Origin of the sequence: Streptomyces sp. NBC_00038 (assembly GCF_026343635.1) — a bacterium.
Lineage (GTDB): Bacteria > Actinomycetota > Actinomycetes > Streptomycetales > Streptomycetaceae > Streptomyces.
This window is the reverse complement of sequence record NZ_JAPELQ010000001.1, coordinates 3,524,410-3,538,436: the sequence shown is the minus strand read 5'-3', so window position 1 is coordinate 3,538,436 and position 14,027 is coordinate 3,524,410. Positions and strand designations below refer to the sequence as shown.

At 71.2% G+C, this 14,027-nt stretch carries 11 protein-coding genes and 1 pseudogene; 5 read left to right on the top strand and 7 right to left on the bottom strand.

Features of this window, described 5'->3' with window-relative positions; genetic code table 11:
- Positions 1-87: 87 nt before the first annotated feature.
- Together OG219_RS16080 and OG219_RS16075 are read right to left on the bottom strand one after the other, a co-directional pair.
- Complete coding sequence (locus OG219_RS16080; protein ID WP_266827106.1) at positions 88-744, bottom strand: class F sortase; 657 nt, start codon at positions 742-744, stop codon at positions 88-90.
- A 129-nt stretch (positions 745-873) separates the two neighbouring features.
- The gene (locus tag OG219_RS16075; RefSeq protein ID WP_266827104.1) at positions 874-1,392 is read right to left on the bottom strand and encodes a hypothetical protein; all 519 of its coding nucleotides are present in this window, start codon (positions 1,390-1,392) and stop codon (positions 874-876) included.
- Between the two features lie 408 nt (positions 1,393-1,800).
- Here OG219_RS16075 and OG219_RS16070 point away from each other — a divergent pair, with 408 nt between their 5' ends.
- Positions 1,801-2,436: an NADPH-dependent FMN reductase gene (locus OG219_RS16070; protein ID WP_266827102.1), complete on the top strand. Its 636-nt coding sequence runs from the start codon at positions 1,801-1,803 to the stop codon at positions 2,434-2,436.
- A gap of 13 nt (positions 2,437-2,449) precedes the next feature.
- On the opposite strand, the gene OG219_RS16065 is transcribed toward OG219_RS16070, so the two are convergent.
- Both OG219_RS16065 and OG219_RS16060 read right to left on the bottom strand, forming a co-directional pair.
- Positions 2,450-3,313, bottom strand: coding sequence for an MOSC domain-containing protein (locus OG219_RS16065; RefSeq protein WP_266827100.1), 864 nt, complete (start codon positions 3,311-3,313; stop codon positions 2,450-2,452).
- Between the two features lie 48 nt (positions 3,314-3,361).
- Complete coding sequence (locus OG219_RS16060; RefSeq protein WP_266827098.1) at positions 3,362-5,428, bottom strand: prolyl oligopeptidase family serine peptidase; 2,067 nt, start codon at positions 5,426-5,428, stop codon at positions 3,362-3,364.
- Positions 5,429-5,614: 186 nt separating this feature from the next.
- Between OG219_RS16060 and OG219_RS16055 the strand changes: the two genes are divergently transcribed.
- Entirely contained in the window at positions 5,615-6,619 is a 1,005-nt protein-coding gene (locus tag OG219_RS16055) for an alpha/beta fold hydrolase (protein WP_266836108.1), read from the top strand.
- A gap of 70 nt (positions 6,620-6,689) precedes the next feature.
- Positions 6,690-7,853 carry a pentapeptide repeat-containing protein gene (locus tag OG219_RS16050; protein ID WP_266827096.1) on the top strand — a complete coding sequence of 388 codons (1,164 nt, stop codon included), beginning with the start codon at positions 6,690-6,692 and terminating at the stop codon, positions 7,851-7,853.
- Between the two features lie 32 nt (positions 7,854-7,885).
- Here OG219_RS16050 and OG219_RS16045 read toward each other — a convergent pair.
- Positions 7,886-8,527, bottom strand: a pseudogene (locus tag OG219_RS16045) (DinB family protein).
- Complete coding sequence (locus OG219_RS16040) at positions 8,524-9,789, bottom strand: MFS transporter (protein WP_266827094.1); 1,266 nt, start codon at positions 9,787-9,789, stop codon at positions 8,524-8,526. The pseudogene OG219_RS16045 and the gene OG219_RS16040 overlap by 4 nt, the downstream one beginning before the upstream one ends.
- A 295-nt stretch (positions 9,790-10,084) precedes the next feature.
- On the opposite strand from OG219_RS16040, the gene OG219_RS16035 reads away from it, so the two are divergent.
- Complete coding sequence (locus OG219_RS16035) at positions 10,085-11,350, top strand: glycosyltransferase family 4 protein (protein WP_266827093.1); 1,266 nt, start codon at positions 10,085-10,087, stop codon at positions 11,348-11,350.
- A complete protein-coding gene (locus OG219_RS16030) occupies positions 11,347-12,168 on the top strand; it encodes a transferase (protein ID WP_266827091.1) in 822 nt (273 codons plus the stop codon). Before OG219_RS16035 ends, OG219_RS16030 begins: the two co-directional genes overlap by 4 nt.
- Positions 12,169-12,276: 108 nt before the next feature.
- Here OG219_RS16030 and OG219_RS16025 read toward each other — a convergent pair whose 3' ends face one another.
- Positions 12,277-13,932 carry a M4 family metallopeptidase gene (locus OG219_RS16025; protein WP_266827089.1) on the bottom strand — a complete coding sequence of 552 codons (1,656 nt, stop codon included), beginning with the start codon at positions 13,930-13,932 and terminating at the stop codon, positions 12,277-12,279.
- Between the last annotated feature and the right edge of the window lie 95 nt (positions 13,933-14,027).

Below are 14,027 nucleotides of genomic sequence, written 5' to 3'. Positions count from 1 at the left end.
CGCCAACACTCAAGCCAGGGAAAAGAATCTGCCCTTCTCAGCGTAATGCCGCCGCCGACCTCTGTCGCGGCGGGAGTGCCCCGCCGGTCAGCCGGCGCGGCTGCCCGTCAGATGGGCGAAGACGACCACGTTCCCCTGGTATCCCGTCGACTTCGAGTACCCGCCTCCGCAGGTGATGACGCGCAGCTCGGGGCGGTGCGCGGCGCCGTACACCTTCTCGTCGGGGAAGTCGTGGGCGTCGTACACCTCGACGGCGTCCACGGTGAAGACGGCCGTACTGCCGTCACGGCGCTCCACCTCGACGGTGCTGCCCTTCTTGAGGGCGCCGAGGCCGTAGAAGACGGCGGGGCCCTCGGCGTTGTCGACGTGTCCGGCGACGATGGCCGTGCCCTGCTCACCGGGGGTGGTGCCCGCCTCGTACCAGCCGGCGAGGTTCTTCTTCGCGGCGGGCGGGACGTCCAAGCTGCCCTGCGGGGTGAGGCCGAGGCCCATCAGGGGGGCGTTCACGTGGATCGAGGGGATGCGGATGCGGTCGGGCGGGGAGTGCGGCAGCGCGGGGGCCGCGGGTGACTCCTCCATGGGCCGGTCGGCGCTGGCCTGGGCGGCCGACGGCTGGGGCGGCGCGTGCGTCTCGGCGCCGCTGCGCAGCAGCCAGGCGCCGGAGCAGAGGGCGACCGTCGTGACGGAGGCTATGGCGATGTTGCCGGCTTTGCCGACTCTGCCTACGTTGCTGAACCGGCGCACGCGGGCCTCCTCTCTGGAGCCGATCTGGTTCTGGTTCGGGTCCCCTTCCCCCTCCGGGCCGCGAGGGGCGTCGGGCCACGGAGGGGGAGGGGACTGCGGTACCGGCGGACGGACAGCGGAGGGTGTCCGTCAGATCCCGTCGCCTCTCGCCCGGCGATGCAGGAGCCAGGTACCGCCCGCGGCCGCGACGGCCAGGGCCGCCACTCCTGCCGCGGTCTGCACGGGGTCGGGGCCGAGTGCGCCGCCGACCCCCGTCTTCACATGTCCGCGCGGATGGATCTGTTCGCGCGTGGACGTCAGGGTCACCATCAGGTCGCCGGTGACCTGCCGGCCGCCGGGGCACTTCGCGACGATCTCGTACGTCCCCGGCTGCGCGCTCGGCGGCACCCGGAACTGCCCGATCACGTCCTCCTCGTGCGCGCTGGGGGCCAGCGTGAACGAGCCCGCCCCCACCGCGCTGGCGTCGCCCGCCGCCGTACCGTCCGCACCGCACGCCGACGTGTTCACCGTGACGTCGCCGCCGGGCACGACGGTGGACGGGTACACCTCGAGGCTGCCGGTGGCCCCGCCGTACGCCGGCGCCGCGGCGAGGCCCGCGGCGGCGACGGCGAGCGCGGTACCGGTCACCAGACGGGCTGTGCGTCGCATGATTGCTTGCTCCTCCGAGGGGGCGCGGCCGGCGACACCCCCAAGCGCCGCTGGATCGGTCGTGCCCCTGCCTTTCAGAGGTAAGTGGCACATGGCCGGACCCGCTTCCTGATGGCGCGTCAGAAATGATGTGAACGGGTGTCAGACGGGGGAACCGGAAGGGTCGGATCGTCGGCATTCCGGCAGGTCACCGGGGTGCGGGTGGTGCGTCGCGGAAAAGAACCCGAAGGGTGTGGGGTGGGGGTGTGAACGGGTGATCGGGGGTGGGGGCGTCGGCCGTAGTTCGGTGGTGTTGTCGTACGGGGGTACGGGGGTACGGCCCGAGTGGGCGAGTGGGCGCGGGTGGCCCACGCCCACCCGTGATGTCGACTTGACCTCAATAAAGGTTCAGGTATGAGGCTGTCCGTCATGAAGACAGCCACAGCTGATTCCACCGCCCCTATCGACGTCCGCGTCCCCCTGTCGGAGGCTGAGCCCCCGGTACGGCTCACCCTCGTCGTAGGCAGCAACCGCGAGGGCCGGTTCGGTCCCGTCGTGGCCGACTGGCTGCTCAGCCGGATCCGTGACCGGGACGACTTCGTCCCCGAGGTCGTCGACGTCGCCTCGGTCCATCTCCCCACGACGTTCTCCCCGAGCTCCGAGTCGGCCGCCGAACTGGCCAAGGTGACCCCGGCCCTCTCCGCCGCCGACGCGTTCGTCGTCCTCACGCCCGAGTACAACCACTCCTTCCCCGCAGGTCTGAAGAACCTCATCGACTGGCACTACACGGAGTGGCGAGCCAAGCCCGTCGCGCTCGTCTCCTACGGCGGCCTCGCCGGAGGCCTCCGTGCCGCCGAACACCTCCGCCAGGTCTTCGCCGAACTCCACGCCGTCACGGTGCGCGACACGGTGTCGTTCCACGGCGCGGGTGCCTCGTTCGACGCGGACGGTAAGCCTCGGGACTCCGCGGGCCCGGCGGCGGCAGCTGATGTGATGCTGGATCAGCTGGCCTGGTGGGCAAGGGCGTTGAGGGAGGCGAAGGAGAAGCGTCCCTACGTCGGGTGAGGCGCCCTCGGTGCTAGGCCGAGTGCGGCACTGTCACCGTGTCGCCCACCCGGACCGTGCCCGGCTCCAGGACGTCCAGATAGACACCGAGGCAGGACAGCCGGCCCAGGGTGAGCACCGGCACCCGGTGCTCACGGGCCACCGTGCGCATGATGCCCGGGTCGGCGGGCAGCTCCTCGTGCGCCAGGGTGGGAACCACGCACCGGGGCGTGGGCACGGTGACCCGGAAGAGCACCTCGCCGATCCGCAGCGCACCGCCCGGCCACGCGTCCTCCGGGAACCCGGGTCCGCCGCCGGGGACGTCGACCACCAGGTTCGGCCGGAACCGGCGGGCGTCGAAGTCCCCGGCGGGGTGGACGGCGAGCAGCCGTTCCAGTGAGGCGGTGGTGACCAGATGGACCTTCCCGTAGTCGAAGAAGGTGCCCGCTGCGACCCGGCCGCTGGTGATGGTCTCCCCGGTCCCGTCGGTGAACGCCCGCTGCCGCACGATGTCCGGTACTCCGCCCTCGTACTCGGGCACCGCCCGTTCCAGGACGCCGCCGCCCGTCTCCGGCGGACTGTCCGACACCGAGACCCGGCGGCCCAGCAACTCGGAGAGCCGCTTGTCCAGTTCGGCCTCCCCGGAGTGCAGAGCCGTACCGTCCGGAAGCTCCACCCGGGCGGCGCCGGAGCCGGTCAGCCGACTCCGGCAGCGCAGCAACGCCCCCCACTTGCGAGGATGTTTGGCGCTGCCGACCGTCCCCGCCTCCTCGTCGAGAACCGCGAACACCCGGTCCCCGGACAGCCCTTGCTCCGTGACCCGCACAGACTCCAGCACCTCGCCCAGCATGGACTTCACCGGATAGCGGCGCAGCGCCGCCACTGTTCCCGTACTCATCCGAGTTCCCTTCGGGGCTCATGACCTGCCCGGTGTTCCCTGCTCGGATCATCCGAACTGGTGAGGGATCACCTGCACGCCCAAGTTCCGTTTCAGGAAACGCACTTGGTACCGCAGCAGTTCCTCGGTGATCGGCGCGCTCATCGCCTGATGCCCGACACCGGGCAGGAGCAGCAGCTCGTGCGTGCGCCCGGTGGCCAGCAGGGCGCTGGACAGGCGCAGGGTGTTGGCCGGGTGGACGTTGGTGTCGGCGAGACCGTGCATCAGGAGCAGTGGCCGGGTGAGCCGGGGTGCGGCGCGCAGCAGCGAGTCGGTCTCGTACCGTGCCGGGAACTCGTCGGGATGGCCGAGGAACCGCTCGCGCCAGTGGGCGTGGTAGAGCCGCTGGTCGGTGACGCCCGCGCCGGCCACCGCGGCGTGGAAGACGTCCGGGCGGCGCAGCACGGCGAGCGCGGCGAGGGAGCCGCCGAAGGACCAGCCGCGGATCCCGACGCGGCCCAGGTCGAGGTCGCCGTGCAGCCGGGCGGCCTCGTGCAGCGCGGACACCTGGTCGTCGAGCACCGGCCCGAACAGGTCGCCGTGGACCTCGCGTTCCCAGTCGGGCCCGCGCCCCGGAGTGCCGCGCCCGTCGGTCACCAGGACGGCGAAGCCCTGCTCGGCGAACCACTGCGCCACGAGTGAACGCCACTCCAGTTCGGCGGTGACCCGCTGTCTGCTCGCCCCGCCGTACGGGTCGAGGAGGACCGGCAGCCGCCCGCTGCCCGGCCGGTGCCAGGACGGGAGATGGAGTACGGCGCGCAGTTCGCGGGGTCCGAGCACGAGCCGGGTCGCGTATACGTCGAGCACCGGCCGTTCGGCCAACGAGTCGATGGGGACGGCCGGTTGGCCCTCCCGCAGTACGGCGGTCCGCCCGCCCGGCCGGTCCGCGCACCGGGCGACCCGGACCAGGGTCCCGCCGTGGCGCACACCGGAGTGCACCCCCGGCTCGACGCTCAGCCGCCGCAGGCCGCCGGCCGCCGGGTACGTCCACAGGTGGGTCTCGGCCGGGTCTTCGGACGCCGTGAACAGCAGGTCGTCGCCCTCGATGGAGAGCACGGCCCGCAGTTGGAGCCGGGGTGGTGTCACGGCCGTTCCGTCCACGGTCAGATACCGGGTGCCGCGCAGATCGGCGTGTGCGACGACGGCGCCGGAGCCGGTGCGCGCGGGCAGGCCGGGGATCAGCTGCACCCAGCGCTCGTCGCGCTGTTCGTGCAGCACTCTCGTCCGGCCGCCGGCCGGATCGATCCCGAGAAGGCGGACCGTACGCTGGTCACGGGACTGCACGACGGCGTACGGGCCGTGGGTGTCCCACCCGGCGCCCACCACGTACTCGAACGCCCTCCGGTCCCAGCGCACTTCGGTCCGTGCCCCGCCCTCGGCCCCCGCGATCCACAGGGTGACCTCGGCGTTGGGCATCCCGGCCGCCGCGTAGCGCACGGCGCGCGGAGGCCTGGCGGGCTCGGCCGGGTCGGTGATGTGCCAGAGCTCGACCGCCGCGGAATCCGTGCGTGCGACGAGCAGCCGTTCGCCGTCCGGCGCCCACCAGTACCCGCGCGGACCGTCCGTCGACGTGGCGCCCGTGTGCTCACCGACCCCGTACGTGACATCCGGCCCGTCGGGCGCCAGGACCGCCCGGTCCCCGGTCCCGTCGGCCTCGGTCATCCGCAGGGCGCCGCCGCGTACGTATGCGATCCGCCGTCCGGTGGGATCGGGCCGGGGGTCGGTCACCGGTCCCTCGACGGGCGCCCGCCGAGCCCGGCCGCCACCCGTGTCCGCTGTCCACAACCCGCCGGCCAGCGAGAAGGCGACCAGCCCGGTGGCCGCCCGGTCGGTGGCATAGGCCTCGATCCCGATGGCCTGCCCGGGCGCGTCGACCAGCTTCGCGGGATCGGCGAGCAGCCGCTCCGTCCCGGAGGCGAGGTCCAGCGCCCACAGGCAGGTGACGGGATCGTCGCCCGCTCGACTGCGCAGGAACAGCACGGCCGATCCGTCCGGCGTCACCGTGAACTGTTCGGGGACGCCGAGCTCGAAGCGTCGCGTGCGGACGAGTTGGCCGGGCAGGGAGATCGTCGCCATGCCTGGCTACCTGCCCCGGCGGAATCGACTCAAACAAATGTTCGAACGCGGGTGCTGCCGGAGGTGTTGCCAAGTGCACCGTCGGCCGGGTGTGCAGAGCCATGTCGAGGCGGCGGGAGCGTTCATAGTGTCGTCGGCATGACTACTGATGACGGAAGCAAGGGCCGCACGGACACCACGGGCGGCATGGACGCGACCGGCGCGGACACCACTGGCACGGCCCTGGATTCCGCGGGGCTCTCGCGCAGGCGCGCGCTGTGGGGGCTGGCGGCGGCGGGCGGCTCCGCGCTCGCCGTCGGCGCCGGTGCGGGGACGGCGAGGGCGGCTGAGGGACGCGGCAACGGGAGAGTCAGTACGTACGTCCTGGTGCACGGCACGCACAGTGCCGGTGCCTTCTGGAGCGCGATCGGCAGGGAGCTGGCGCTGCGCGGGCACCGCGTCGTCGCGGTGGACCAACCACTGCACGGTGCCGAGGAGTTCGTGCCGCAGGCGTACCAGACGCAGGACCCGGCCGCCCTCGCGACGGAACCCTCACCGCTCGCCGCGATCACGCTTGACGACTTCGAGCGGCGCGTCACCGACGCCGTACGCCGTGCCGCGCGGCACGGCGGACCGGTGGTGCTGGTCGGACACAGTATGGGCGGCCTCTCGGTCAGCAGGGTCGCCGACGCGGTCCCCGAACTCCTCGCGCACATCTGCTACATGGCCGCCTTCTGCCCGAGCCGCACCATGCCGTCCCTGAACGACTGCGCGGCCTCGCCCGAAGGGCAGCACTCCATCAGCCCGGTGGACCAGATCATCGGGGACCCCGGGAAACTGGGTGTGCTGCGGCTCAACTGGCGTACCACCAGCCGCCGAGACCTCGCGGTGTTCAAGGAGATGATCTGCGCGGACCGCACGGACGCCGAGTTTCTGCGGGTCCTTGGGGGCATGCAGACGGACGAGTCGATGACGGCGTACGCGGGCCGGGCCGTCGGGCGGGCCGGCACATGGGGGCGGATCCCCCGCACCTATCTGCGGTTCGGCAAGGACAGGACCGTCGCCCCGGAACTCCAGGACCGCATGATCGCGGAAGCCGACCAACTCACCCCGACCAACCGCTTCACGGTCCACAACTTCCCCGACGCCGGCCACCTCGGCCCCTCGGACCCGGGGCGCGTGACGGACCTGCTCCATGGTCTGGCGCGGTAGACGGAGGGGCTCAACTCCCGCTCGGGGCACGGCCACCACTCCTGACGTCGTCCTATAGGCTCCCGTGCTCATGGAGACGGGGGACCCGGATCGCGGCCGGCGGCCTTGGCACGAGCGGCTGGGCGGGCATCGTACGGCTGTATCACTGATCGCCGGGGCGGCCGGACTGGCTGTCCTGGGCGTCGTGTTCGTACTGCTGCCGGGTGTGGTGGTCGACCACGATCTCGCCGGGGCGAGCGTCGACCCGAAGGACCGGCTGAGCGCGGTGAACTCCGTCCGTACGACGCTTCTGCAGGTCGTCGGAGGCCTGATCCTGCTCTTCGGGGCGTACGCCACATGGCGGCAACTGCGGATGAGTCAGGACGGGTTGCGCGCCACGCAAGAGGGCTACGTCACCGACCGGTTCACCCGGGCGGTCGACCAACTCGGCAGCGACAAGCTGGATGTGCGCATCGGCGGGCTGCACGCCCTGTGGCGGATCGCGGAGCAGTCCGCCCGGGACCGCGAGGCCATCATCTCGATCCAGGCCGCGTATCTGCGTACGCATCTGCCGTGGCCACCCACCGGACCGGAGTCACCCGCGGCGGACGTACCGATCAACGACGTGGCACCCCTGGAGACCCGCGCCGCCGACGCCCAGGTGGCACTGACCGCGCTCGGCGTGCTGTGCCAACACCGGGAGCAGTCCTGGGTCAACGTCAGCGCCACCGACCTGCGACGGGCCGACTGCGACGGGCTGTGGCTGCCCGAGGTCAACCTCGACCGCGCCTGCATGGAGGCGGCGGGTCTCTACCACGCCAATCTGACCCAGGCGTCGCTGGTCGCGGTGAACCTGCGGCATGCCGACATGAAGACGGCGATTGTCCGCCGGGCCCGCTGCGTTCTGGCCGACCTGCGCGGTGCGCGGCTGGTCGAAACCGACCTGCGTGACGCCGACTTCACCGAGGCCGACCTGCGGGAGGCGAATCTGCGCAAGGCCGACGCCCGGAACACGGTCTTTCGCCGTGCCGACCTGCGCCTGGCCGACCTGCGGGGCACCGACCTGAGCACGGCCGACCTTGCAGAAGCACGCCTGACGGGCGCCCTGGCCAGCGAACACACCCGCTGGCCCACCGGCTTCGACCACTCTGCCGCCGGCGTCATAGGAACCGAGGATCCCGGCCCCGAGCCCTCCCCGCTGCTCCAGCCGCCGGCGATGTCGGGGCAGAAACCGCCGCTGCGGTCCCTGGCGTGACCAGGGCGTGCTGTCGCCCCTGAGTGGGGCAGTCAGTCAGCTGCCGTACGGGGTCGGTGTCCGCCTCCCAGCCGCACAGCATCCGCCTCCTGAGCCGCACGCTCCAGCCGAAGCCGACGCTCCTCCCACAACGCCGCGTCGCCGGACATCATGTTGTCGTTCCCGGTCCGCTGTCCCACAGCCCCGTCGATGAGTTCCCGGATGATGTCGGCGTGCCCGGCGTGACGGTCGGTCTCGGCGATCAGGTGGACGAGCGTTCGGTGGAGCGTGATCTTCAGCCGCATCTCCTTCCGCATCTTCCCGGGCAGCAGGCCGAGCGAGTCGAGGTCCAGCGCCTCGATCGTCGCGTCCGAATGGGCCCACACCCGCCTGTACCGCTCGACTATCTCCTCACGGGACTCGTCGGCGGTCGCCCACAGGTCCGAGTCCGGCTCGGCGTCGCTGCCGGGAACCCAGGGCGGCGGCGGCCCGCCGAACGGCCTGCCGTACGTGTCACCGAGATACACGGCCTCGGCACCGGTCATGTGCTTGACCAGCCCCAGCAGGTTGGTGCCGGTCGGAGTCATCGGCCGGCGGATGTCGTACTCCTACAGCCCTTCGAGCTTCCAGAGCAGAGCGTCGCGAGCGTCCTGAAGATAGACGCGGAGGTCGTCCTTGGGGTCTGATCCGATCATGCGGCCAGTCTGCCGCTCGGCCGATCCGGGCTCACCCTCTTTTCCAGGGCGTCGAACTCGGTCTGCTCGGCGTGCTGTTGACGCTGAGCCCAGCGGACGGCGAGTGGAGCCGCCAGGCCCGTGAGGGCGAACAGGGCTCCTACGACGTACCACCCGGGGCGGCCCCAGGTGATGCAGAGCGAGATCAGCAGGGCGGGACCGAGGGCTTCGGCGAGCCCGGCGCCCAGGCCGAACACGCCCAGGTACTGGCCGGTGGCCCGCTCCGGGGCGAGGGCGAAGGACACCTCGAAGCCGGCGGCGGAGTGCCACAGTTCGCCGACCGCATGGATCACCACCGCGGCCATCAGCAGGGTCGCGGCGGCCCAGGCCGGTACCCCCGCGGCGAGTGAGAACAGCGAGCAGGAGACGAGGAAGGCCACGCCCGACCGGCGGTAGGCGCCTCCGCCGGCCGTGGGGGAGTCGATGCCGCGGCTGGCTCGTACCTGGAACACGATGACGATCACGGTGTTGACGAGCATGGTGCCCGAGATGAGCCAGTGCGGGGCGGTGGTGGCCACGACCAGCCAGAGCGGAAGGGCCACGGTGAGCACCTTGAACTGGATGGCCATGACGCCGTCGAGGGCGGTGAGCAGGAGGTAGGGGCGGTCCCGCAGCGCGATCCAGCGCGGCCCGCCACCGGTGACCGGGGCGGGCGCGACCGGGGGCAGGAAGACCAGGACGACCGCTGAGGCCGCGGTGGAGACCGCGATGCCGATGACGAGAAGGTGGTAGGCGGTGTGGCTGCCGACTTGGACGGCCCAGCCTGCCAGCAGGGCGCCGAGGGAGATGCCGACGTTGGTCACCGAACGGAGGTAGGCCCGGAACTCCTGCGGCCGGTCCCCTCCGTAGTGCCTGATGAGCGGGCTGCGCGCGGCCACTCCGGCGGCCTGTGCCCCGGTGGCCGCGCATACCGCCAGCACGAACGGCCAGAAGCTGTCCGCCAGTACGAAGCAGGCCGTCGCCGCCGCCCGGACGACGAGCGTGGCCGCGTAGACACCGCGCGCTCCGTGTCTGTCCGCGAGGTGACCCGCGCCGATGCCGAGTGCGAGCGAGACGAAGCCGGCGATGCCGAGTCCCAGTCCCACCTGGGCTGCCGGGAGGTGGACCGCCTGGGTGAAGTACAGGACTCCGGCGGTCAGGTAGAGGCCGCTGCCGATGGTGTAGACGAAGTTCGAGGCGGCGAGGATGCGTTGGGGTCCTGCGTTCGGCAGCAGGTGGGGCATGGGCGGCTCCGGGTCCCGTGCGTGCGGTAAGGACCGATATAGCTTGTTGCTTATTACTTGCAATGGCAAGAGGCTTGCGGAAAATGGTTCGGGGTATGGGGATTTTTCGGGCATGGTTCACCGGTCGGGTTTGGACTGGCGCGCTGCTCCAGCGATTCGCGGCGGACGAGGCCGAACCGCACAGGCACACGGCGCTTCCGGCAGAGAGCCCCCGCCCGCGGCAGCTGAACCGTGCGGCGGTAAACAAAGCGGTAACGAGAGGCAACCGTAGGGGGATCGACAGGGTCTACCGGTCATGAAGATCTCATTCCTGATCCACAACGCCTACGGAATCGGAGGCACGATCACCACCACCTTCAATCTGGCCCAGGCGCTGGCCGAACGGCACGACGTGGAGATCGTCTCCGTGCTGCGGCACCGGGAGCGCCCGAACTTCACCGCGGACCCGAGAGTGGCGCTTCGGGCGCTGGTGGACCTGCGGCAGGAGAAGGAGCATCCGCTGCATGAGAGACCGGCCAAGGTGTTCCCCTCCGCCGAGTACCGCTACCAGCAGTACAGCGAACTGACCGACCAGCGGATCGGCGAGTACCTGGAGACGATCGACGCCGACGTGGTCATCGGCACCCGGCCGGGGATCAACGTCCATCTCGCGCTCCAGGCTCCGCGCCGCGTCGTACGCATCGGACAGGAGCACCTCACCCTGGAGAACCATCCGCCGCGGCTGCGCACCGCACTGCGCCGGGCCTACCCACAGCTCGATGCCATCACCACGGTCACGAAGGCGGACGCCGCCGACTACCGGCGCAGGATGCTGCTGCCCGGGGTCCGTGTGGAAGCGCTCCCCAACAGCGTTCCCGACCCCGCGCTGGCGGCCGCGGACGGCACCGCGAAGGTGGTGGTCGCGGCCGGCCGACTGGTGCCGGTGAAACGCTACGACCTCCTCATCGAGGCGTTCGCCCCGGTCGCGGCCGCATACCCGGACTGGCGGCTGCGCATCTACGGCAAGGGTGAGGAGCACGACCGGCTCCGGCGGCTCATCGAGGACCTCGGCCTGTGGAACAACGTGTTCCTGATGGGCGCGGCGACCCCCATGGAGGCGGAGTGGGTCAAGGGCTCCATCGGCGCGGCCGCGTCCAACTTCGAGCCGTTCGGCATGACGATCGTCGAGGCGATGCGCTGCGGGCTGCCCGTGGTGAGCACCGACTGCCCCTACGGGCCGGGCGAGATCATCGAGGACGGGGTCGACGGCAGGCTGGTGCCCGTGCACGACCGCGACGCCCTGAGCGCCGCACTGCTGGAACTCGTCCGCGACGACGCGCTGCGCCGCCGCATGGGCCGCGCGGCCCTGGAGAACGGGCGCCGGTTCGCCCCAGGACCTGTGGTGGCGCAGGCCGAGCGCCTGTTCGACGAGGTGATCTCGGCCAGAGGGTCGGGGCAGCCGGTCGTGCCGGAACGCAGCGGACTGCGCCGGGTCCTGGCAGGCAAGAGCTTCGCCGCACGCGACGCGGCCTATGCCGCCGCCAGCAGTGCGCTGCAAACGGTACGAAAGGGACGTCGATGAGCATGGCAGGCGCCACAGAACTCCGCGCGGACTGCACGGTCGACGCGCACGGGCGGATCACCTTCGGTCTGCGGCTGGACTCGGCCCTCCGCCCCCAACTGCTGCTACGGCTCCGCCCCAAGAAGGGGCAGCCGGAACAGGTTGTCCACCTGATCGATCTGGAGCCCGCCGAGGACGGCAGCCGACGCGCCGTCCTCGATCCGGAACCCGGTCTCGCGGAGGGCCGGTGGGACGCGTATCTCCTGCGGGAGCCGGGAGAGGAGCGGCTGCGGCTGCGCCCGGGGCTGCGGGACCAGCGGACCCTCGTCGACGGGCACACCCGTGACCGGCAGTCGCCGGTGGCCGTCCGGATCCCGTATGCCACCAAGGACGGCTATCTCGCCGTACGGGCCTGGCTGCGCACCGCCCACTCGGAGGCCGGCGCCATCGATGTCACGGACCGGTCGATGACGGTCGCGGCCCGGCTGCATGGTGCCTCCCTCGGTGAGGGAGCCGCCGTATTGCTGCGTCAGCGGGGCGCGGCCGGCGTCGTGCAGACCCTCGAACCCCGCGCCGGGGGCGACGACCGGGACTTCTCCTTCACCGTGGACCACCAGGAGTTGGTCGCCGCGGGCGGTACCGGCAACAGCGTCTGGGACATCTTCCTCCTACCGGCCGCGGGAGCGCCACGGATCCGGGTCGGCCGTCTGCTCGATGATCTGGCCGACCGCAAGGAGATCTTCGTCTATCCGGCCGTCACTGTCGGCGGCGTCTCCCTGCGTCCCTACTACACGATCGACAACGACCTCTCCGTGGAGGTGAAGCGGACACCGTCGTAGCACGGGCAGGCCCTTGTCCATCCACCGCCTCAGACGCCTGGAGGCCGCCCCGCCGGTCGTGCGGCAGGGGCGACCTCAGGTCCGTTGGGCTGTTGGGCCGGCCGGAACTCAGCCCACGGAAACGGCGCTCCAAGCCGCCCCCACCGCGACGTACTCCGCACTACCCGCCCCGTACAGATCCTTCGCCGCGTTGAGCGTCGCCGTGCGTGCCCCCGCGTAGTTGGTCGAGGACGTCATGTAGACGGTCAGCGCCCGGTACCAGATCGCGCCCAGCTTGGCCCGGCCGATGCCGGTCACCGTCGAGCTGTTGCACGTCGTGCCGTTGTGGGCGACGCCGCCGATGGTCTTCGGGCCGCTGCCCTCGGCGAGGAGGTACGCGAAGTGGTTGGCGACGCCCGAGGAGTAGTGGACGTCCAGGTTGGCGACCGAACTGCTCCAGCAGTCGGCGGAGTTGCCGTCCTTGGAGGGCTGGTCCATGTAGCGGAGGGCGGACCGGCCGAAGCCGGACTTCACGATCTTCTCGCCGATCAGCCAGTCACCGGGGTCCGAGGAGTTGTTCGCGTAGAACTCCACCAGCGTGCCGAAGATGTCGGACGTCGCCTCGTTCAGGCCGCCGGGTTCACCCGAGTACGTCAGTGCCGCTGTCTTCGACGTGACACCGTGCGACATCTCGTGGCCCGCCACGTCCAGCGACACCAGCGGACCGAACGTCGTCCCGTCACCGTCCCCGTACGTCATGCAGAAGCAACTGTCGTCCCAGAACGCGTTGTTGTAGTTGGTCCCGTAGTGCACGCGGTTGTACGAGCCCTTGCCGTCGCCCGCGATGCCGCTGCGCCCATGGACGTTCTTGTAGTAGTCCCAGGTCACGTCCGTGCCGTACTGGGCGTCGACCGCGGCCGTCGCGCGGTCCGAAGTCGCCCCGGTTCCCCAGTGGTTGTCGGCGTCCGTGAAGACCGTCGCGGGGGCGCGGCTCAGACAGATCCCCAGGATGCACAGGTCCGTCTTGTTCGCGGCGTCGCCCGTGTACGTGTTGCCGCGCGTCGCATCCGTGAGCTGGTACGTCGATCCGGACAGGGTCGTGTTCACCGGGACCTTGCCGCCGTAGAGGGACTGGCCGTCACCGGTCGCCGTCTCGATGTTGTCCCACGCGTCGATCTGCCGACCGGTGCCGGCGTCGGTCAGCACCGTGCGGCCGACCGGGTTGCCCAGCGAGTCCTGCCCCACCACCTCGGTGCGCCAGGCCAGTTGGGGCGCGCCGTGCAGCACGTCGACGACCAGTTGGGGCTTGGCCGTCAGCTTGCGCAGGGTCTCGCCGAGGTTCACGGCGCGCAGCGCTGCGGTGGCCAGGTCGGCGGCCTTGGGGGCGGACAGGCTGGGCGTGACGCTGGAGAGGGAGATGGCGCGGGTGGTGGCCCGGTCGGCGCTGCGGTAGGAGCCGTTCGGGGCCAGGTGGACCACGAAGTCGCCGCCCAGCACCGGGAGTTGACGATATGTCCGGTCGTACCGCACATGCTGGGTGCCGTCCGCGTCGATCACGACATCGCGGACGCTGGTGCCCTGGGCGGAGGTCAGGCCGAGTCGTGCGGCCTCGTCGACGAGCACCGCGGCGGCGTTGCTCAGCACCGTGTCCCGGCTCGGCCGGTCCGCCCCCTCCGCGGTCGGGGTCAGCGCGGCGGCCAGCAGTGTGGCGGTGGCCGTGGCTATGCCGGCGGTGGCGAGGCGTGAACCACGGATCGAACCACGGATCGGCCGTATCTGACTCATCGGTCTCCTAGGGACGGCGCCTTGGGGCGCGTGGGGGGTGATGGGGGCGCGTACGTGGGGGACGGGGGCGCTGAAGTTGATCTCAGATTTAAAGG

What these genes read in the sequence shown, in the direction of transcription:
- OG219_RS16025 (WP_266827089.1), bottom strand. Translation starts at nt 13,932, where the DNA reads ATGAGTCAGATACGGCCGATCCGTGGTTCGATCCGTGGTTCACGCCTC.
- OG219_RS16075 (WP_266827104.1), bottom strand. Translation starts at nt 1,392, where the DNA reads ATGCGACGCACAGCCCGTCTGGTGACCGGTACCGCGCTCGCCGTCGCC.
- OG219_RS16065 (WP_266827100.1), bottom strand. Translation starts at nt 3,313, where the DNA reads ATGAGTACGGGAACAGTGGCGGCGCTGCGCCGCTATCCGGTGAAGTCC.
- OG219_RS16055 (WP_266836108.1), top strand. Translation starts at nt 5,615, where the DNA reads ATGGACGCGACCGGCGCGGACACCACTGGCACGGCCCTGGATTCCGCG.
- OG219_RS16030 (WP_266827091.1), top strand. Translation starts at nt 11,347, where the DNA reads ATGAGCATGGCAGGCGCCACAGAACTCCGCGCGGACTGCACGGTCGAC.
- OG219_RS16040 (WP_266827094.1), bottom strand. Translation starts at nt 9,789, where the DNA reads ATGCCCCACCTGCTGCCGAACGCAGGACCCCAACGCATCCTCGCCGCC.
- OG219_RS16070 (WP_266827102.1), top strand. Translation starts at nt 1,801, where the DNA reads ATGAAGACAGCCACAGCTGATTCCACCGCCCCTATCGACGTCCGCGTC.
- OG219_RS16050 (WP_266827096.1), top strand. Translation starts at nt 6,690, where the DNA reads ATGGAGACGGGGGACCCGGATCGCGGCCGGCGGCCTTGGCACGAGCGG.
- OG219_RS16060 (WP_266827098.1), bottom strand. Translation starts at nt 5,428, where the DNA reads ATGGCGACGATCTCCCTGCCCGGCCAACTCGTCCGCACGCGACGCTTC.
- OG219_RS16035 (WP_266827093.1), top strand. Translation starts at nt 10,085, where the DNA reads ATGAAGATCTCATTCCTGATCCACAACGCCTACGGAATCGGAGGCACG.